The 14,280-nt window shown below is 61.5% G+C and carries 14 protein-coding genes and 3 tRNA genes; 4 read left to right on the plus strand and 13 right to left on the minus strand.

Annotation, left to right across the window (positions count from 1 at the left end; all coding sequences use genetic code 11):
• Positions 1 to 180: 180 nt before the first annotated feature.
• Positions 181 to 522 carry a BON domain-containing protein gene (locus tag DARO_RS09300; protein WP_011287556.1) on the plus strand — a complete coding sequence of 114 codons (342 nt, stop codon included), beginning with the start codon at positions 181 to 183 and terminating at the stop codon, positions 520 to 522.
• Positions 523 to 558: 36 nt separating this feature from the next.
• On the opposite strand, the gene DARO_RS09305 is transcribed toward DARO_RS09300, so the two are convergent.
• Positions 559 to 825 (minus strand): biotin/lipoyl-containing protein, encoded by a 267-nt coding sequence (locus DARO_RS09305; protein ID WP_041224305.1) that lies wholly within the window; start codon positions 823 to 825, stop codon positions 559 to 561.
• Positions 826 to 890: 65 nt separating this feature from the next.
• On the opposite strand from DARO_RS09305, the gene DARO_RS09310 reads away from it, so the two are divergent.
• The 3 genes from DARO_RS09310 to DARO_RS22230 all read left to right on the plus strand — a co-directional run bounded on the left by DARO_RS09310 (position 891) and on the right by DARO_RS22230 (position 1,633).
• Positions 891 to 967 (plus strand) — tRNA-Arg (locus tag DARO_RS09310).
• A gap of 47 nt (positions 968 to 1,014) precedes the next feature.
• A tRNA-Arg gene (locus tag DARO_RS09315) sits at positions 1,015 to 1,091 on the plus strand.
• 182 nt (positions 1,092 to 1,273) lie between these two features.
• Complete coding sequence (locus DARO_RS22230) at positions 1,274 to 1,633, plus strand: DUF4124 domain-containing protein (protein WP_011287557.1); 360 nt, start codon at positions 1,274 to 1,276, stop codon at positions 1,631 to 1,633.
• A gap of 140 nt (positions 1,634 to 1,773) precedes the next feature.
• Here the strand turns inward: DARO_RS22230 and DARO_RS09325 are convergent, their stop codons facing one another.
• The 12 genes from DARO_RS09325 to fdnG form a co-directional block, all read right to left on the minus strand.
• Positions 1,774 to 2,172 (minus strand): DsrE family protein, encoded by a 399-nt coding sequence (locus DARO_RS09325; protein ID WP_011287558.1) that lies wholly within the window; start codon positions 2,170 to 2,172, stop codon positions 1,774 to 1,776.
• Positions 2,159 to 2,602 (minus strand): glycine cleavage system protein H, encoded by a 444-nt coding sequence (locus tag DARO_RS09330; protein WP_011287559.1) that lies wholly within the window; start codon positions 2,600 to 2,602, stop codon positions 2,159 to 2,161. Before DARO_RS09330 ends, DARO_RS09325 begins: the two co-directional genes overlap by 14 nt.
• Before the next feature lie 15 nt (positions 2,603 to 2,617).
• Positions 2,618 to 2,713, minus strand: a tRNA-Sec gene (locus DARO_RS09335).
• 5 nt (positions 2,714 to 2,718) lie between these two features.
• A complete protein-coding gene (gene selB, locus DARO_RS09340; RefSeq protein WP_011287560.1) occupies positions 2,719 to 4,602 on the minus strand; it encodes a selenocysteine-specific translation elongation factor in 1,884 nt (627 codons plus the stop codon).
• Complete coding sequence (locus DARO_RS09345) at positions 4,599 to 5,075, minus strand: MOSC domain-containing protein (RefSeq protein ID WP_011287561.1); 477 nt, start codon at positions 5,073 to 5,075, stop codon at positions 4,599 to 4,601. The genes selB and DARO_RS09345 overlap by 4 nt, the downstream gene beginning before the upstream one ends.
• Positions 5,076 to 5,633: an NAD(P)H-dependent oxidoreductase gene (locus DARO_RS09350; RefSeq protein WP_011287562.1), complete on the minus strand. Its 558-nt coding sequence runs from the start codon at positions 5,631 to 5,633 to the stop codon at positions 5,076 to 5,078.
• Positions 5,634 to 5,703: 70 nt separating this feature from the next.
• Positions 5,704 to 7,038, minus strand: a complete 1,335-nt coding sequence (locus DARO_RS09355; RefSeq protein ID WP_011287563.1) for an FAD-dependent oxidoreductase — start codon at positions 7,036 to 7,038, stop codon at positions 5,704 to 5,706.
• A 118-nt stretch (positions 7,039 to 7,156) separates the two neighbouring features.
• Positions 7,157 to 8,554, minus strand: a complete 1,398-nt coding sequence (gene selA / locus DARO_RS09360; RefSeq protein WP_011287564.1) for an L-seryl-tRNA(Sec) selenium transferase — start codon at positions 8,552 to 8,554, stop codon at positions 7,157 to 7,159.
• A gap of 41 nt (positions 8,555 to 8,595) precedes the next feature.
• Positions 8,596 to 9,504: a formate dehydrogenase accessory protein FdhE gene (gene fdhE / locus DARO_RS09365; protein ID WP_011287565.1), complete on the minus strand. Its 909-nt coding sequence runs from the start codon at positions 9,502 to 9,504 to the stop codon at positions 8,596 to 8,598.
• A gap of 126 nt (positions 9,505 to 9,630) precedes the next feature.
• On the minus strand, positions 9,631 to 10,251 hold the full coding sequence (locus DARO_RS09370; protein WP_011287566.1) for a formate dehydrogenase subunit gamma: 621 nt from the start codon (positions 10,249 to 10,251) through the stop codon (positions 9,631 to 9,633).
• Positions 10,248 to 11,135 (minus strand): formate dehydrogenase subunit beta, encoded by an 888-nt coding sequence (fdxH, locus tag DARO_RS09375; protein ID WP_011287567.1) that lies wholly within the window; start codon positions 11,133 to 11,135, stop codon positions 10,248 to 10,250. Before fdxH ends, DARO_RS09370 begins: the two co-directional genes overlap by 4 nt.
• A gap of 11 nt (positions 11,136 to 11,146) precedes the next feature.
• Positions 11,147 to 14,209: a formate dehydrogenase-N subunit alpha gene (gene fdnG / locus DARO_RS09380; protein WP_157037179.1), complete on the minus strand. Its 3,063-nt coding sequence runs from the start codon at positions 14,207 to 14,209 to the stop codon at positions 11,147 to 11,149.
• Positions 14,210 to 14,280 lie beyond the last annotated feature (71 nt).

Genomic DNA, 14,280 nt, shown 5'->3' on the forward strand with positions numbered 1-14,280 from the left:
GCATATTTTTTATACGTTCGGCCGGTGGCGCAGCCAGAAAATGGCTGTCGCCGTCACACGACTGGACAAGGCGGATTGTTTTGTCTTGTATTTATTATGTATTTGATTTTTATGTAATAAATAGGCGCTGGCACGAAGTTCGCAATGAGCATTGGTATTCATCAAAAAAGGGGATTCGCCATGCTTATTCGTAACTTCTTCGTCGCCAGTCTGGTCGCCTTCGCTACCTTTATCGGTCTGGCGCTTTCCGCCTTCGCCACCGATGACCCACAAGTGCTGGCTGCGGTGGTTGCTAACAACGAGGTGCTCGATAGCGCGCTGAGCGATAAAGTTGAGACCATTCTGCGTACGGACGTCGGGCTCGCCGGCTCCAGATTGCGGGTGTTTTCGAAAGCTGCCGTGGTCACGGTGGCCGGCTCCGTTCCTGATGAGCATGCCTTGCGTCGGGCGCTGGATTTGGCCAGTGGCGTGCGCGGTGTGCGCGAGGTACGAAACGGAATGGAAGTCGATAGCCCAAAGTGAAGGGCGGGGGCGATTCAGGCAGTCAGCAAGGCTGGTTCAGGCTGATTCCAGCGTTACCAGCAATGCGCCTTCATCCACTGTATCGCCCTCGGTGACATGGATTTCCAGCACACGGCCGGCGTAGGGGGAGGGGATGTCCAGCGCCACCTTGCCGGTTTCCAGTGTCAGGATGTTGTCGTCCCATTCCACGACATCACCAACCTTGACCAAAAGTTCGAGAATAAACACATTGCCGCTCGCACACGAACCGCAACTTGACCAGCACTCCGGGTACTTCGGCATTCGGACGCAGACAGTAGACATCGCTTTTTTTCCTGAAAACCCTTGCATTCTACGCCAGCGTCCGTATAATGCGCCGCTCTGACAGTGCGCCCGTAGCTCAGCTGGATAGAGTACTTGGCTACGAACCAAGGGGTCGGGCGTTCGAATCGCTCCGGGCGCACCATTCAGAAATTAGACCAATCATTGGATTAGTCTGTTGTTTTTAGCAGTGCGCCCGTAGCTCAGCTGGATAGAGTACTTGGCTACGAACCAAGGGGTCGGGCGTTCGAATCGCTCCGGGCGCACCAGTTAAAAACATGCAAAAGCCACCTCGCGGTGGCTTTTTTGTTTTCTGCGCAGAAATTTGGCTTTTTCCCGCCAATCTGTTTCTGATGGGCGGTTTTCTTGTTTTGTTTGCTTTGGAAATGGATTTAAAGTCTTTGTAGCAGTAATCTTTGGGGAGTAGATTGGTAACGTAAAGGAGATTTCCATGCGCTACAGTGTATTTTTCGCATTGCTACTCTGTTCCAATGTATCCAGCGCAGATGTGTTTACTTGTCACACGTCATCTGGAGAAACGGTTTATTCGGATATCCCTTGTGCCAAGGGCGCGGTGATTGAAAAAATAAGCCCTAGTGAATCGGATAGTGACCCCGCCACTGCCAAGCAAGAGCTCGAAAGACAAAAGGCCTACACAGCAAGGCAAGCTGCCGAAAATGCAAGAGAAAGGGCTGCAACAGGCCCTGCAATTCTTCCTGATTACTCCAGTCCCCCACCGGCTTCGCCAGCGCCGACACCTCTTTCGCCGTCATCGTCGGGAGGGGGCACAACGCCACCCAGAGTACGGTAATTTTGGGTTGAGTTCTTTGCCGATATCACGGATTTAAGTTGTAAGACTCCGGCCCTTTGGTTCAACTCCTTTGGTGCTTGATAGGTGTAATAGGAAAAGCCACCGGATCGGTGGCTTTTCCTGTTTCTGATGCCGGTTATTTAATAAACCGCTGTTCGCCAGGATGGCTCCAGTGTCCGTGCAACAAAAGCGGTGGCGCCGACGGCCCCGTGGCATTCAGCGATCAATGTTTCTTCAGGTTTGATCCAGGCTTCCCTGGCCATGCTGCAGATGAGCAGCTGGACGTCTTCGGCGGCGAGTTCGCGCAGGAAGGCGAGGATGGATTTTTCGCGGGTTGGGGTGGCGTAGCTATTGGCGGCGATGCCTTCGACCAGCCAGCGGGCGGCAGGGCCGGCGAAGTGGATTTCGACCTGACAGTCGAGGGCGCGGGCGGCGAGAGCGTGGACGAGCGGGGTGGTGATCAGTTCCGGGTGGTCCGGGGTGGCGGCCCAGATCAGGAAGGCGAGGTTTTCCGGGGCGGGCGGTTTATTGCGGCTCATCGAAGCTGGCCTCGGGTTCGATTTTCAGGATGTGGGCGCGGTAGGCTTTGGCATCGACCAGCGTGGCTGAATCTTCCGGCCAGTTGGTTGGTCTGGCGCGGGCCATCCAGCCGGCGTCGTAGGGTGCCTTGTTGACCACGGTCGGACGCTCTTCAGCGGTTTCGTTGCCTTCGAGCAGGACGAAGGAAATCGGGGCGTGGACGGCGAGCACGGTCTTGCGAGATTCGATGGTGCCCATGCCGCGGCCGATTTCGATTTCGGCGCCGTTGGGCTTGGCGGTGAAGGCGATGATTTCGCCGGCCAGAAAAATGCCGAAACTGGTGGCGCCGATCAGGACTTCACCGTTGTCGCCGGGCTGCACCCACATGTCGTAGTGGGGGCTGTAGAGGCGGTCGTCGGGGATGCTGCCGGTGAAAGGGGTGTGGGCCATTTAGCAGAGGAAAAATGGCGGAAGAGAGCAGGAGTCGAACCTACCCAAGCCTGTTTGACAGGCCCTGCCGGTTTTGAAGACCGGCCGTCCCACCGGGGAACGATCTCTTCCGTTGTTCATGAACCGAATTGCTCCGGCGAACCGCGCAGCACGTGGGTGTCGCGCACCCGGCGAGTGTAGCCGATGCGGTCGAAGAATTCGAGGATGTGGATGGCGACCTTGCGGCCGCCGCCGATCTGGTCGCGCAGGCTGGCGGCGCGGGCGAAACCGTGTTCGGTGTTGAGCGCAGCGACGTAGCGGGCGAGGGCGGCCACGGCGCTGGCGGTGAAGTAGTGGTCATGCGCCACCGGGTAGGCCTCACCGATGCGGGCGACCCGCTTGAACAGGGCGCGGACGGTGTCTTCGCCGATGCCGGTGGCTTTTGCGACATCGCGAACGCGCGGCGGGCCATAGGGTTCGGCATCGAGCAGCGGCTTCAGCGTTTGCCACAGGTCGCGGTCGCTGGCGGCCATCTGCACGCGGTGTTCCGGCAGGTGCAGCCAGGCGTTGGTCTGGGCGATGCGGCCGCTGGCCAAAGGTTCGGCCAGCAAGGCATCGAAAGCCGGGCGGGAGAGCGTCGGCAGCGTCAGGCGGCGCAGGCGGTCGCGTTCGATGCCGGGCATGTCCGGGGCGCGTTCGTGTTCGGCGGCCAGCGCGGCGAGCAGCTTTGCTTCGAGGGCCAGCCAGTGGCTTGGCGAGAACGCGATATTGCCGACCCGCTTGAGGTTCAGTTGGCCGGTGATGGTCTGTAGCGTGGCCGGGTCGAGATTTCGATTCAGCGCATAGGTGTCGAGTTCGACGCCAGCGGTTTGTTGTTCGGTGGCGAGTTGCAGCGCGGTGGCGGGGTTTTCGTCGGCCAGCGCGGTGAGCATGGCCAGGCGTTCCGGGCTGCCTTTCTTGCGGCTGGGCGGGAAGATGTCGAGCACCTGACCGCCGCCGATGGTGTGGCGGGCCGAGGCATCGCGCAGGATGAAGCGGTCGCCGGCCAGTGTGCCGATCTCGCGGTCGACGGTGATTTGCGCCCAGTGTTCGCTGCCCGGGGCGATCTCGGTTGTGCCGAGTAAAGCAACACGGGCCGGGACGTCTTCGGCGCCCAAGTGCAAATGCACCTGCGTCCAGTGCTTGAGTGCCGGCTGGCCGGAGAGGACGCGGATTTTGGCGTCGAATCGGCGGACCGGGAAATGCAGTGCCGGGGCAAGGATCCACATACCGCGTTCGACGTCGGATTTTTCGATGCCGGATAGCGCCAAGGCGATGCGTTGCCCGGCGTGGCCGGATTCGGCCGGGGCGTCCTGCACGCGCAGGCTGCGCACACGCACTGGCTTGTTGGGCGGCGAGAGCAGCAACTGGTCGCCGGCCTTGACGCTGCCGGCGAAGGCGGTGCCGGTGACGACGGTGCCGGCGCCGGAGAGGGTGAAGCAGCGGTCGACGGCGAGGCGGAAGCCGCCGGCTTTCTTCAAGCGTTCGGGCGAGGGGAGGCTGGATTGCTCTTCGAGATATGCGCGCAGTTCGGCGATGCCTTCGCCGCTGATGGGGGCAACCGGGAAGATTGGGGCATCGGCCAGGGCCGTGCTGGCAAGCAATTCGGCGATTTCGGCTTTTGCCTGTTGCTGGCGTTCGGCCGAGGCATTATCGATCTTGGTCAGCGCCACGGCGCCGCGCTTGATGCCGAGCAGTTCGATGATTTCCAGATGCTCGCGCGTCTGCGGCATTGGGCCGTCATCGGCGGCAATGACGAGCAAGGCGAAATCGATGCCGGTGGCGCCGGCCAGCATGTTGTGGATCAGCTTTTCGTGACCGGGCACGTCGATGAAACCCAGCGTCGGCGTGTAGGCGTAGCCGAGGTCGACGGTGATGCCGCGGGCCTTTTCTTCCTTCAGGCGGTCACAGTCGACGCCGGTCAGGGCTTTGACCAGTGTGGTCTTGCCGTGGTCGATATGGCCGGCGGTGCCGATGATCATGCTGCTTGTTCTCCGGATTCGACGGGAGCTAGTGCATCGCCGCAAGCCAGCCGGCCGGAAGTCAGTACATTGGCGCGCAGCCCACCGCGGCCGACCCAGTATTTGACGACTTCGGGCGGTGACAGGGCTTCGTTGGCCAGGCGCTGGCCCAGCGTGCGGCAGGGTTCGCAGGTTTCGACGCCGACCAGCAGGCAGTTGCCGAGCCGGAACTGGCGGCCGACCAGTTCGCTCAGGCGGATGCCGCGGGTGACGACATTACGGCGGGTAATGGACAGATCGTTGGCGCGCCCGGTATGGGCGCAGAAACGCTCGATTTCCTCGGCCTCGATCAGCGTCAGTTGCTGTCCCGCCCAGTCCGCCTTGGCAAAATGGCGATCACCGACAACACCTTTTCCTGCCAGCAGTTCGATTTGCCGGCATTCCTGCTGCGCTTCGCCACGGGATGGACTGAGGAAAAGGCGTTCGACGTGCATTTACACAGGGAGGCTTGAAAAATGGCTGATAGCGGCCGCCATCGCCGCGTTGTCGGTCAGCACGGCATCCGGCGCGCCGCCCTTGCCCCATAGCGGTTCCTGCCATTGCATACCGAGGAATTCGGCGCACAGGCGGTAGCTGTCGAGCATGGGCTGGGCCTTTTCGCGGTTCCCGCTGGTGGCGATGACCCACAGGCGCTTGCCGGCCATTTTTTCCTTGAACTCGAGACCGGGAACGCGCAGCCAGGCGCTCCAGTGGTCGAGGTAGGTTTTCAATGGCGAGGGAATCGAGAACCAATAGACCGGCGAGACAAAGACCAGATCGGTCGCCGCCAGCGTGGCGTCGAGCATGGACTTGGCGTCGGCCATCGGCATTGGATAGGTGCCCGAGGTGTGGCGCAGATCGACGAAAGGCGGCATCTCCAGATCGGCCAGTTTGACCCAGGTTTGCTCAGTGCTGGCCGGCAGGCCGACGGCGGCGCGCCGGGCCAGGGTTTCGGTATTGCCGATATGGCCGGGTTCGCGGGTGCTGGCATTGAGGAAAAGAAAGTGGGACATGGCGCTGAAGATTTCGTCAAAAGCCGTATTTTGGCACGTCCCCGCCTTGCCGGGCGGGGACGCTGGCGGTTTAGCCGAACATGTCCTCGTACATCCGCCCGGCCCAGGCGAAGTCTTCGGTGACCACTTCTTCGCGGCGCAAATTGTCGTCGTCCTGATCCTGGATGATGATGCCCTTGTCGTTGACGTAGTATTTGAAGCGCACGGCAACGTCTTCACGCGGGGCGGTATTGACCATCATGAAGCACAGGTTGTCCGGCAGGGCGTACTTCGGCTCGCGCCCCTTGACGCGTTCGGCAATGTATTTGGCGACGATGCGGCCCTGGTAGTTGGCGACGTGTCCGGCCTTCGGGTAGAAGCGGAACTGCGGCGAAACCATGCCGACCGAGTCACCAATCACGTAAACGTCCGGGTCGTCCTTCATGTTCAGGAAGAAGGGATCGACGCCGGCCCAGCCGGTCGGCTTGCCTTCGTCGTTCTTGCCGATCACGCCGGCCTTCCAGGCCATGTCGCCGGCCTGGTGCGGGGCCATCAGGATGCTGTGGTCGAAGCGGAAGTCGCCCACTGCGGTCTTGATCTTCTTGTTGTAGGGATCGACTTCCTGAATGACGGCCTTTGGCACGTAGGTGATCTGGTCCTTGTAGAGGTTCTCGAAGGCTTCCTGGAAGCCGCCAGTGATCGGCGCCGGGCTCGGTTTTGGGTCGAGGATGGTGATTCGCCCCTTGATCTTGCGCTCCTTGAACAGGCCGGCGATCAAACAGGCACGCTCATAGGGCGACGGCGGGCAGCGATGCGGCGGTGGCGGCAGGGTCATGACCAGGTCGCCGCCCTTGAAATTCTGGATGCTTTGCTTGAGGCGGAAATGCTCGGCGTTCGGGATGTAGGCAGCCGGGAACATGGCGCGGGTGTATTCCGCTGCCTTGCGGTCGTTGCCAAACCAGGCCTCGTAGTTGTAACGGATGCCGCTGCCGATGATCAGGTAGTCGTAATCGAGCCAGCCTTGGGCGGTGATGACGCGTTTGCGCTCACGCTCGAAGGCGGTGACTTCGGTCTGGATAAAGCGGTAGTCGTATTTCTGGGCGACTTCGAGGTAGCTGAAGGTCAGGAACTGGACGTCGACGATATCGACTAGCCACTTGTTGCTCATCGGGCAGGAGAAGAAAACCGGGTTGCGTTCGAGCACCACGACTTCCAGCGTCGGATCGAGTTTCTTCAGGTGTTTGGCGGCGCTGATGCCGCCCCAGCCGCCGCCACAGATGACGACGCGCTTGCCGGTGGCTTTGGGCAGCAGCGGGTCGGACTGCATGTTGATCAGGAAAGGCAGCGGGCTGGTCGGCTGGGCGATGGCCGTCGTGGCCCCCAGCGCTGCACCTGCCGCCAGGAATTGCCGGCGATTGAAGGTCATGCTCTCTTCTCCATTATTTGAACCACCCGGACACGGAGATGCCCGGATTTACGGGGGTGCCTTTTCAGGCACGAAAGAAAACAGCAGGCGGTACGCAGACTGCCCAGCGAGGCTGCTTTCAAAACTTCAGTTGTTGCAATTGCGCCATGAAGCGGGCTTCGTCTTTCGCTTCCAGGCAACGCAAGTCGAGATGATACGCGTCGTCGCGGATGTGGCCGATGACCGGCGTCGGCAAACCGCGGAAGGCGGCCTCGATGGCGAGCAAGGCCTTGCCAGGTTTCCTGGCGGTGGGTCGGCAGACCAGGGCAGCCGATGGGAGCCGCTCGACCGGCAGGGCGCCGCTGCCGATCTGGCTGCTGCAGGGCTGGATGCTGACTGCGGCCAGTTCGCCGAGGGCGGCTTGGGCTGCCGGCAGCACCCGTTCAGCCAGCGCGGTGATTTCTGCCACCGGTCGGGTCAGCAAGCGCAGCGTCGGCAGGCGTTCGGCCAGGCGATCCGGGTCGCGATAGAGGCGCAGGGTTGCTTCCAGCGCGGCCAGTGTCGTCTTGCCGACGCGCAGGGCGCGCTTCAGCGGGTTTTTCTTGATCTTGGCGACCAGATCCTTGCGGCCGACGATCAGCCCGGCCTGTGGGCCGCCGAGCAGCTTGTCGCCGGAGAAGGTGACGATGTCGGCACCAGCGGCCAGTGCCTGTTGCGGCGTCGGCTCGGCTGGCAGACCATGGGCGGCGAAGTCGCACAGCGTGCCGCTGCCGAGGTCGATGACGAAGGGCAGGTTGGCGGCGTGGGCGATTTCGGCAATCACCTTTTCGTCGACAGCTGCCGTGAAACCGGTGACGGCGTAGTTACTGGTGTGGATCTTCATCAGCAAGGCCGTTTTGGGATTGATGGCTTCCTGAAAGTCCTTGGCGTGGGTGCGGTTGGTAGTGCCGATTTCGTGCAGCTTGACCTGCGCCCGGCGCATCACGTCGGGAATGCGGAAAGCGCCGCCGATCTCGACCAGCTCGCCACGCGATACCACGGCCTCCTTGCCTTGGGCGAGGGCGTTCAGGGTGAGCAATACAGCGGCAGCGTTGTTGTTGACGATGGTGGCGGCGATGTCGGGCGAACCGCCGGCAATCAGTTCGGCGAGCAGGCCGGACACCAGATCGTCGCGATCACCGCGGCCACCGGAGGCCAGGTCGTATTCCAGCGCACAGGGTGAACGGGCGGCTTCGACCATGGCGGCAATGGCTTCTTCCGCCAATTGGGCACGGCCGAGGTTAGTGTGAAGCACCGTGCCGGTCAGGTTGAAGACGGGGCGCAGATTGGCACGGCCGGCGTCGTTGGCCCGGCGGCGGATGGCGGCGAGCAGTGCGCCTTCGTCGGGCAGCGGCAGGCCATGTTTCAGGCCTTCGCGGGCGGCAGCCAGTTCGGCGCGGACACAGCCGGTGACCAGCTGGCGGCCATGCGCTTCAATGAGATCGGCTAGCTGGGCCAGAACGCGGTCAACCGCGGGTAGATTTCGTTTTTCGTTCATAGGCTTTCACCCGGACCGGGCAGAAAGGTTGATCAATGGAGTTAAGCGTTGGCGCCGATCAGCAACAGGTTGGGGCCGGAGCGTTCGTAGCCGGCTTCGTCGACCAGCATGTCGAGCGCCAGTGTGGCGAGGTCGTCGGCGACCGGATCAACGCGCGGGTCTTTCTCCTGATAGACGATTTTCAGGTAGCTCTTGCAGGCATCGCAGGTTTCGGCGCGGACGGCACCCTTGCTGCCCTCGACTTCATGCAGGGCCACGCCCTTGTCGGTATTGCAGGCGGTGCAGGTGGCACGAGGAACATTCCATTCGGTATTGCACAGCGAGCAGTGCAGGTAGCGCAGGTTGTTGATCGTGGCGCCCAGACGCACGACGCTGGCGACCGGCAGGCTGCCGCAGCAGGGGCAGACGCCATGGGCATCAAGCGGTTGAAGCTGTTGGGCATCGAGCTGGCTGGCCAGCGCCGTGAAGACAATTTGCAGGGCGGCCGCGACGAAGGGCAGTTGGGCGGCGTATTCGCTATCGGGCTCGCCGGTCAGCAGCATGTCGGCCAGTTTTTCCAGATCGGCATCGCTGGCGGAAAACAAGCCTTTGAGCGCTTTTTTCGCACCTTCGGGGGCGGTTTTTTCAAGGCGCAGGGCCAGTTGCTGCAGCGCAAAGCGCCAGGCTGTAGGGCGGCTCAGGGAAGACGCGTTGAGCGGTGGCATGCCGTGGGTGCGCGCCTGTTCGAGGCTGGCCGCGTCGGGCAAGGGCAGCGTGGGTATGCCTTTCAGGATTTCGTGCTGGGCCTGGCTGAGTTGGCCAAGAAAGCGGAGCCAGTCCCCCAGGCTGTGTTCTTCAGCCAGTGCGGCAAAGCGCGCGGCGCGGTCGGCAAAAATCGAACCGGGATTCGGTAACAGGTAGGGTGCAGCCTCTTCGGCCGGCGGATGGAAATCGATCGGTTGGGTCTGCATGCTTATATTGGATTTTTTCTGCCCTTGGCGACATCTTGCGGTGGGCTATCGAGTTGTTTTTGAAAAAAGAAGGGGATGCGGAATATTCCCCGCAGAGCCCCTCTGAACGCAAGTAAAGCTAATAACTTATTTGCCGGTCACCTGACGGTACCAGCCACGGTGATGCTGCTTGGCCCAACCCCGGGTCACCGTGCCGTACCACATGGCGCGGATGGTGCCCTTGACCCAGATGGCGGCATAGACGTGGACGAAGATCATGCCGATCATCACGGCGCCGGCTGCGGCATGCACCACGGCGCCCAGGCGGACGAGCGTGATGTCGAAACCGAACCAGGAGCGCCAGATGAGCAGGCCAGAGACCGTCATCAGCAGCATGCAGGTCGCCATGACCCAGAACATGACTTTCTGGCCACCGTTGTACTTGCCTTGTTCCGGCATGTTGTGGTCGTCGCCGTCCACCATCTGCTTGGCCTTCGACAACCACTCTTTGTCCGCCGGCGTCATCTTGTTCAGATGCTTGAAGCGGAAAAAGAGGCCGAGGAAGGACACCGCCATCAGCACCCCGACGTAGGGGTGGATGATGCGCGCCCAGACAGGGCCGCCGAACAGCTGCGTCAGCGGGAAGAAGGCCGGGTGGAAGAAGGCCAGACCGGAGAGGGCGAGCAGGATGAAGCTGATGCCCACCACCCAGTGATTGGCCCGTTCCTTGGGCTCGTAGCGCTTGAGGTCTTTCGGATCGCGGATCATTGTGCGTCCTCCTTCTCGATCTCATCCTCGATCTCTTTCGAGACCTCGTTCGGACCCTTGGTCACGTAATGGAACAGGCTACCCAGTGCAACACCGGCCAAAGCCAGCGTGGCGAGCGGCTTGGCGAAGCCCTTCCACAACGAGACCAGCGGGCTGATCGACGGGTTGGCCGGCAGGCCGTGGTACAGCCCCGGCTGGTCGGCATGGTGCAGTACGTACATGACGTGCGTACCGCCGACGCCTTCCGGATCGTACAGGCCGGCCTTGTCGAAACCGCGTTCCTTGAGGTCGGCGATCCGCGTTTCGGCGAAGTCCTTCATGTCCTCCTTGCTACCGAACTGGATCGCGCCAGTCGGGCAGGCCTTGGCACAGGCCGGCGCCTGGTTGGCCGCCACCCGGTCGGAACAGAGCGAGCACTTGTAGGCCTTGCTGTCTTTCTGGGAGATGCGGGGGACGTTGAAGGGGCAGCCGGTCACGCAGTAACCGCAGCCAATGCAGTTTTCCTGATGGAAATCGACAATGCCGTTGCTGTACTGGATGATCGCGCCGGGAGATGGACAGGCCTTCAGGCAGCCGGGGTCGGAACAGTGCATGCAGCCGTCCTTGCGGATCAGCCACTCCAGCGTGTTGTTCTGCTCCACTTCCGAGAAGCGCATGACGGTCCACGATTCCGGCCCGAGATCGGTCGGATTGTCGTGGACACCGACGTTGTTGCCGATTTCCGGCCGCAGGTCGTTCCATTCCATGCACGCCGACTGGCAGGCCTTGCAGCCGATGCAGGTCGATACGTCGATCAACTTGGCGATCTCGATGGTCTGGCGTGCCTGCGTCGAGGGTGTCGTCGTCGCGGAGCGCTGTTTGATGTCTAGCGATTGCAGTGCCATGGCAGCTCTCCTTAGATCTTCTCGATGTTGACGAGGAAGGACTTGAACTCCGGTGTTTGCGAGTTCGCGTCACCGACGAAGGGCGTCAGGGTGTTGGACAGGAAGCCCATCCGCGCCACGCCCTTGAATCCCCAGTGGATGGGGATGCCGACGTGGTGAACTTTCTGTCCGTTCACATTGAGCCCCTTGATGCGCTTGGTGACCACCGCCACGGCCTTGATGAAGCCCCGGTTGGAGCGCACCTTGACCTTGTCGCCACTGGCGATGCCCTTCTCCTTCGCCAGTTCCTCGCCGATTTCCACGAACTGTTCCGGCTGCAGGATCGCGTTGATCTTGGCGTGCTTGGTCCAGTAGTGGAAATGCTCGGTCAGGCGATAGGTCGTCGCGGCATACGGGAAGTCCTTGGCTGTGCCGAAGACTTCCATGTCCCCCTTGAACACCCGGGCGGCCGGATTGCTGATGGCCTTGGGATTCTTGTTCATCGGGTTGGTGCCGATCGGCGTTTCGAACGGCTCGTAGTGCTCCGGGAACGGTCCTTCCGCCATCATTTCGCGGGCGAAGAAGCGGGCGATCCCCTCCGGGTTCATGATGAATGGCCCCATGCCGTCGGCCGGGTTCGAATCCGCCTTGAAATCGGGGATGTCGGAGCCTGTCCACGCCGTGCCATTCCACCAGATCTGCTTGCGCTTCGGGTTGAACGGCTTGCCGCTCGGATCGCAGGAGGCGCGGTTGTAGAGGATGCGGCGATTGACCGGCCACGCCCAGGCCCAGTTCAGGGTCTGGCCGTTGCCCCACGGATCGCTGTTGTCGCGCCGTGCCATGTTGTTGCCGGCCTGCGTCCATGCCCCGCTGAAGATCCAGCAACCGCTGGTCGTCGTGCCGTCGTCGCGCAACAGGGCAAAGCTGTCCAGCTGTTCGCCGGCCTTGCGGATCAGCTTGGTCGGGTCCTTCGGGTCGTAGAGGTCGACCAGCGCCTTGCCGTTGTACTCCTTGGCAACTTCTTCCGGTGACGGTTCGTACGGGTCCTTGTAGGCCCAGGTCAGGTTGAGGATGGCATCCGGATAGGCGCCGCCCTTTTCCTTGTACATCGCCTTGAGCTTCATGAAGATGCCGGCCATGATCGCCGGATCGGTCTTCGCTTCGCCGGGGGGCTCGGCGCCCTTCCAGTGCCATTGCAGCAGGCGGCTGGAGCTGACCAGCGAGCCGTCTTCTTCGGCGAAACACGATGAAGGCAGGCGGAAGACCGTGGTCTGGATCTTGGCCGGATCGACGTCGTTGTACTCGCCGTAGTTCTTCCAGAATTCGGAAGTCTCGGTGGCCAGCGGGTCGATGATGACCATGTACTTGAGCTTGGCCATCGCCGCGCCCAGCTTGGCCTTGTTCGGGAACGAGGCGAGCGGGTTGAAGCCCTGGCAGAAGTAGCCGTTCATCTTGCCCTGGTACATGTCGTCCATCACCATCAGGACGTCATGCACCTTGTCCAGCTTGGGCAGCATGTCGAAGCCCCAGTTGTTCTCCTTGGTCGCGGCGTCACCGAACCACGACTTCATCAGACTGACGTGGAACTTCTCGTAGTTCTGCCAGTAGGACATCTGGTTGGGGCGCATCGGCTTGGGCGCCCGCTTGGCGATGTAGGCCGCGTAGTCGGTCTCCTTCTCGCCCGGCAGGGTCATGTAGCCCGGCAGCAGATTGGACATCAGGCCGAGGTCGGTCAGGCCCTGGATGTTGGAGTGACCGCGCAGCGCGTTCATGCCGCCGCCGGCGACACCGATGTTGCCGAGCAGCATCTGCACCATGGCACCGGTACGGATCATCTGCGAGCCTTGCGAGTGCTGCGTCCAGCCCAGCGCGTACAGGATGGTCATCGTTCGGTCGCCGGTCGCCGTCGAGGCCATCATTTCGGCGACCTTGAGGAAGGCGTCCTTCGGCGTGCCGCAGATCTTCTCGACCATTTCCGGCGTGTAGCGGCTGTAGTGCTGCTTCATCAGTTGATAGACACAACGCGGATCCTGCAGCGTCGGGTCCGTCTTGACGTAGCCGTCCTCGCCCTTGACGTAGTTCCAGCTGGCCTTGTCGTAGCTGCGTTTCTCCGGGTTGTAGCCCGAGAAGATGCCGTCGTCGAAGGCATAGTCGTTGCCGACCAGGAAACTGAAGTCGGTGTAGGCCTTGACGTATTCGTGATGAATCTTGTCGTTGGTCAACAGGTAATTGATGACGCCGCCCAGGAAGGCGATGTCGGTGCCGGTACGGATGGGCGCGTAGAAGTCGGCGACCGAGGCCGAGCGCGTGAAACGCGGGTCGACAACGACGAGTTTTGCCTTGTTCTGCTTCTTCGCTTCAATAACCCACTTGAATCCTACCGGGTGTGCTTCTGCGGCGTTGCCACCCATCACCAAAACGACATCGGCATTCTTGATGTCGACCCAGTGATTGGTCATTGCGCCACGGCCAAATGTCGGAGCCAGACTGGCCACCGTCGGACCGTGTCAAACACGCGCCTGATTGTCGAAGGCAATCATCCCGGTCGACCGAACGACCTTGTGGGTGATGTATCCCGATTCGTTGCTGGAGGCGGAGGCGGCGAGGAAGCCGGTACTCAGCCAGCGATTGACGGTGACCCCGTCAGCATTCTTGGCGATGAAATTGGCGTCCCGGTCTTCCTTCATCAGGGTCGCGATGCGGGTGAAGGCTTCATCCCAGGAAATGCGCTTCCATTCGTTCGTGCCGGCTTCGCGCACTTCCGGGTGCTTCAGGCGGTTCGGGCTATGGACGAAATCAAGCAGGCCGGCGCCCTTGGGGCAGAGCGAGCCGCGATTCACCGGATTGTCCGGGTCGCCTTCTATGTGGATGATTTCCTGATGGACGTTTTTCGACTTGTCGCCGATCGAATACATCAGGAGGCCGCAGGCCACGGAGCAATACGGGCAGGTATTGCGTGTTTCGGTGGCGCGGGCCAGTTTGTAGGTACGTACTTCCGCGAGGGCTGCGGTCGGTGAGAATCCCATCAGTGCGATGGACGACCCCCCTAGCCCGGCGGAGCAGACCTTGAAGAACTGCCGCCTATTCATGTTCATTGAGCTTTCCTCCTCATGCGACCCCATGTCGCAAGGGAAACACGTTGCAATCAACGTGCCATTGCAGGTAA

This window comes from Dechloromonas aromatica RCB (assembly GCF_000012425.1).

Bases quoted from the DNA above. Each gene is read 5' to 3' on its own strand.
- selB (WP_011287560.1), bottom strand. From the start codon at position 4,602: ATGATCATCGGCACCGCCGGCCATATCGACCACGGCAAGACCACACTG.
- fdhE (WP_011287565.1), bottom strand. From the start codon at position 9,504: ATGCAGACCCAACCGATCGATTTCCATCCGCCGGCCGAAGAGGCTGCA.
- DARO_RS09345 (WP_011287561.1), bottom strand. From the start codon at position 5,075: ATGCACGTCGAACGCCTTTTCCTCAGTCCATCCCGTGGCGAAGCGCAG.
- DARO_RS09370 (WP_011287566.1), bottom strand. From the start codon at position 10,251: ATGATCCGCGATCCGAAAGACCTCAAGCGCTACGAGCCCAAGGAACGG.
- DARO_RS09305 (WP_041224305.1), bottom strand. From the start codon at position 825: ATGTCTACTGTCTGCGTCCGAATGCCGAAGTACCCGGAGTGCTGGTCA.
- DARO_RS09330 (WP_011287559.1), bottom strand. From the start codon at position 2,602: ATGGCCCACACCCCTTTCACCGGCAGCATCCCCGACGACCGCCTCTAC.
- selA (WP_011287564.1), bottom strand. From the start codon at position 8,554: ATGAACGAAAAACGAAATCTACCCGCGGTTGACCGCGTTCTGGCCCAG.
- DARO_RS09300 (WP_011287556.1), top strand. From the start codon at position 181: ATGCTTATTCGTAACTTCTTCGTCGCCAGTCTGGTCGCCTTCGCTACC.
- DARO_RS22230 (WP_011287557.1), top strand. From the start codon at position 1,274: ATGCGCTACAGTGTATTTTTCGCATTGCTACTCTGTTCCAATGTATCC.
- DARO_RS09350 (WP_011287562.1), bottom strand. From the start codon at position 5,633: ATGTCCCACTTTCTTTTCCTCAATGCCAGCACCCGCGAACCCGGCCAT.
- DARO_RS09355 (WP_011287563.1), bottom strand. From the start codon at position 7,038: ATGACCTTCAATCGCCGGCAATTCCTGGCGGCAGGTGCAGCGCTGGGG.
- fdxH (WP_011287567.1), bottom strand. From the start codon at position 11,135: ATGGCACTGCAATCGCTAGACATCAAACAGCGCTCCGCGACGACGACA.
- DARO_RS09325 (WP_011287558.1), bottom strand. From the start codon at position 2,172: ATGAGCCGCAATAAACCGCCCGCCCCGGAAAACCTCGCCTTCCTGATC.